General features: G+C 54.3%; 5 protein-coding genes. All 5 read left to right on the top strand.

Annotated features, from left to right (window positions below):
* Positions 1 to 238: 238 nt before the first annotated feature.
* Positions 239 to 550, top strand: coding sequence for a 30S ribosomal protein S10 (rpsJ, locus tag WD429_RS12670; protein WP_041341420.1), 312 nt, complete (start codon positions 239 to 241; stop codon positions 548 to 550).
* A gap of 79 nt (positions 551 to 629) precedes the next feature.
* Complete coding sequence (rplC, locus tag WD429_RS12665; protein WP_368422543.1) at positions 630 to 1,268, top strand: 50S ribosomal protein L3; 639 nt, start codon at positions 630 to 632, stop codon at positions 1,266 to 1,268.
* Between the two features lie 11 nt (positions 1,269 to 1,279).
* Complete coding sequence (gene rplD, locus WD429_RS12660) at positions 1,280 to 1,885, top strand: 50S ribosomal protein L4 (RefSeq protein ID WP_368422542.1); 606 nt, start codon at positions 1,280 to 1,282, stop codon at positions 1,883 to 1,885.
* Entirely contained in the window at positions 1,882 to 2,175 is a 294-nt protein-coding gene (gene rplW / locus WD429_RS12655; RefSeq protein WP_368422541.1) for a 50S ribosomal protein L23, read from the top strand. The genes rplD and rplW overlap by 4 nt, the downstream gene beginning before the upstream one ends.
* A gap of 17 nt (positions 2,176 to 2,192) precedes the next feature.
* Complete coding sequence (rplB, locus tag WD429_RS12650) at positions 2,193 to 3,020, top strand: 50S ribosomal protein L2 (RefSeq protein WP_368422540.1); 828 nt, start codon at positions 2,193 to 2,195, stop codon at positions 3,018 to 3,020.
* The last annotated feature ends 13 nt before the right edge of the window (positions 3,021 to 3,033 follow it).

Here is a 3,033-nt window from a genome sequence, read left to right as displayed (position 1 = left end):
TCGCGAAGGTGGCCGTACCGTTGGTGCCGGCGTAGTCTCAAAGATCATCGAGTAAACACTTCGACTGATCCGAAAAAGGGGCTGATGTGTCAGCCCCTTTTTTGTTAAAGCCGCACATTCTACCTGGCCGGGTCAATCTGCATGGCAGTTGACACGGTTGGGTATTATGCATACAATGCGGCTCCTTTTTTGAAGGTCGGCTAAACAGTTAGCTGCTACGAGTGGAGTTTGGTGCATCATGCAAAGCCAAAAAATTCGAATCCGGTTGAAGGCGTTTGATTATCGCCTGATCGACCAGTCCACGCAGGAGATTGTCGATACCGCTAAGCGGACCGGCGCTCAAGTGCGTGGGCCTATCCCTCTGCCGACGCGGAAGGAAAAGTACACCATTCTGGTTTCTCCGCACGTCAACAAAGACGCGCGCGATCAGTATGAGATTCGTACACACAAGCGTTTGCTCGACATCGTTGAGCCGACGGAAAAGACAGTAGATGCTTTGATGAAACTGGATCTGGCAGCAGGTGTAGACGTTCAGATAAGCCTCGGCTAACACGGGTGTGTTGGTTGCTAGTGTAACTGTCATTTAAGGCCATAGAGGGTGAGAGCCCCGTACACTTAAGAGGTGAAACATGGCAATTGGTGTTGTCGGTCGTAAGGCCGGTATGACCCGTATTTTTACGGAAGATGGGCAGGCGCTGCCCGTTACGGTAATCGAGGTTGATCCCAACCGCATTACCCAGCTAAAAACTCTTGAAAGCGATGGCTATCGTGCGGTTCAGGTAACTGTGGGTGCTCGTCGTTCCTCTCGTGTGACCAAGAGCGAAGCAGGCCACTATGCTAAGGCCGGTGTTGAAGCCGGGCGTGGTATGTGGGAATTCCGACTGGCCGACGGCGAAGGTGAAGACCTGGTAGCCGGTGGCGAGATCACTGCTTCTGTCTTCGAAGACGGTCAGGTTGTAGATGCCACTGGTCAGTCCAAGGGTAAAGGTTTCCAGGGTGGTGTGAAGCGCTGGAACTTTTCCATGCAGGACGCGACCCACGGTAACTCACTGTCTCATCGTGCTCCGGGTTCAATCGGTCAAAACCAGACTCCGGGTAAGGTGTTCAAGGGCAAGAAGATGGCGGGCCAGATGGGTAATGCGCAGGTTACTGTGCAGAATCTCAAGATCGTCCGTGTCGATGCCGAGCGCAACCTGCTGCTGGTAAGTGGTGCCGTCCCCGGCGCGACCGGCGGTAACGTTGTCATCAAGCCTGCAGTTAAAGCCTGAGGGGCGGTTCGATGGAATTGACTATTACAGGTAGCGGCAAAGGAATCTCTGTTTCCGACGCTGCGTTTGCCAAAGATTTTAACGAGTCGCTGGTTCACCAGGTGGTTACTGCTTACATGGCAGCCGGCCGTCAGGGTACCAAGGCTCAGAAGACACGTTCTGAAGTTAGGGGTGGTGGTAAGAAGCCCTGGCGTCAGAAAGGCACTGGTCGTGCCCGTGCCGGTACTATCCGCAGCCCGATCTGGCGCTCCGGCGGTGTAACCTTTGCTGCAAAGCCTCGTGACTTTGAGCAGAAGGTAAACCGTAAAATGTACCGCGCAGCGATGCGCTCCATTTTTTCCGAGCTGGTTCGCCAGGAGCGCTTGGTGGTGGTTGACGAGATGAATATCGACAGCCCCAAGACCAAGGCGTTCAACGCCAAGCTGAAGGATATGGGTGTAACCAATGCACTGATTCTCGCTGACAACGTCGAGCAGAATCTGCACTTGGCCGCACGCAACATTCCGCACGTTGATGTGCGTGATATTGCGGGCCTGGATCCGGTTAGCCTGGTTGCCTTCGAGAAGGTCGTTGTAACTGTTCCCGCTCTTAAGAAGATCGAGGAGATGCTGGGATGAATCAGGAACGTATATACAAGGTCCTTCTCGGGCCGCACGTATCGGAGAAAGCATCTCTGGTGGCCGAACACGGTCAGGTTGTTTTTCGGGTCGCCCCGGATGCCACCAAGCCCGAGATCAAGAAAGCCGTTGAGCAACTGTTCAACGTCACCGTCGAAGGTGTTCAGGTTCTGAACCGTAAGGGTAAGCTCAAGCGTACCGCTCGCGGCTTCGGCAAGCGTACTGACATTCGTAAGGCTTATGTGAAGCTTGCGGACGGTCAGGACATTGATTTTCTGGATGTGGAATAAGGTAAAGGGGTCGTAAAATGCCGATCGTCAAAACCAAACCAACATCTGCCGGACGCCGTCACGTTGTAAAGCTTTACAACCCGGATCTGCACAAAGGGCGCCCTTACGAGCCGTTGGTAGAAACAAAGAGTAAGTCTGGTGGCCGTAACAATGTAGGCCGCATTACTACTCGTCACATTGGTGGTGGTCACAAGCAACACTACCGTGTTATCGATTTTAAGCGGACCAAAGATGGTATCCCGGCAACTATTGAGCGCCTGGAATACGATCCGAACCGCTCAGCGCACATCGCGCTCCTGAAGTACGCCGATGGCGAGCGTCGTTACATTATCGCTCCCAAAGGTGTGCGTCTCGGAGATCCTGTGCGTTCCGGTATCGACGCGCCGATTAAAGTGGGCAGCACGCTTCCGCTCCGGAATATTCCGGTCGGTTCCGTGGTCCATTGCGTCGAACTCAAGCCTGGCAAAGGTGCCCAGCTGGCTCGCTCCGCGGGCGCATCCGTACAGCTGGTAGCGCGTGAAGGTGCATATGCCACCATCCGCCTGCGCTCAGGTGAAATGCGTAAGGTGCTTGTTGACTGTCGCGCAACGTTGGGTGAAGTCTCCAACAGCGAGCACAGCCTCAAGCAGCTTGGTAAAGCGGGTGCATCACGTTGGCGCGGTAAACGTCCAACAGTACGTGGTGTTGCTATGAACCCAGTTGACCACCCACATGGTGGTGGTGAAGGGCGTACCTCTGGCGGGCGTCACCCGGTTTCTCCGTGGGGTGTTCCGACCAAAGGGCATAAGACTCGTAAGAACAAGCGTACTGACAAGATGATAGTACGTCGTCGTTCAGCCAAGTAAACGACTACATAGA

This window comes from Marinobacter sp. (genome assembly GCF_040904845.1).
Lineage (GTDB): Bacteria > Pseudomonadota > Gammaproteobacteria > Pseudomonadales > Oleiphilaceae > Marinobacter.
The sequence above is the reverse complement of the archived record's forward strand: the minus strand, read 5'-3'. Positions and strand labels throughout refer to the sequence as shown.

Coding starts and splice junctions, on each gene's coding strand:
- rpsJ (WP_041341420.1), top strand. CDS start 239: ATGCAAAGCCAAAAAATTCGAATCCGGTTGAAGGCGTTTGATTATCGC.
- rplC (WP_368422543.1), top strand. CDS start 630: ATGGCAATTGGTGTTGTCGGTCGTAAGGCCGGTATGACCCGTATTTTT.
- rplD (WP_368422542.1), top strand. CDS start 1,280: ATGGAATTGACTATTACAGGTAGCGGCAAAGGAATCTCTGTTTCCGAC.
- rplW (WP_368422541.1), top strand. CDS start 1,882: ATGAATCAGGAACGTATATACAAGGTCCTTCTCGGGCCGCACGTATCG.
- rplB (WP_368422540.1), top strand. CDS start 2,193: ATGCCGATCGTCAAAACCAAACCAACATCTGCCGGACGCCGTCACGTT.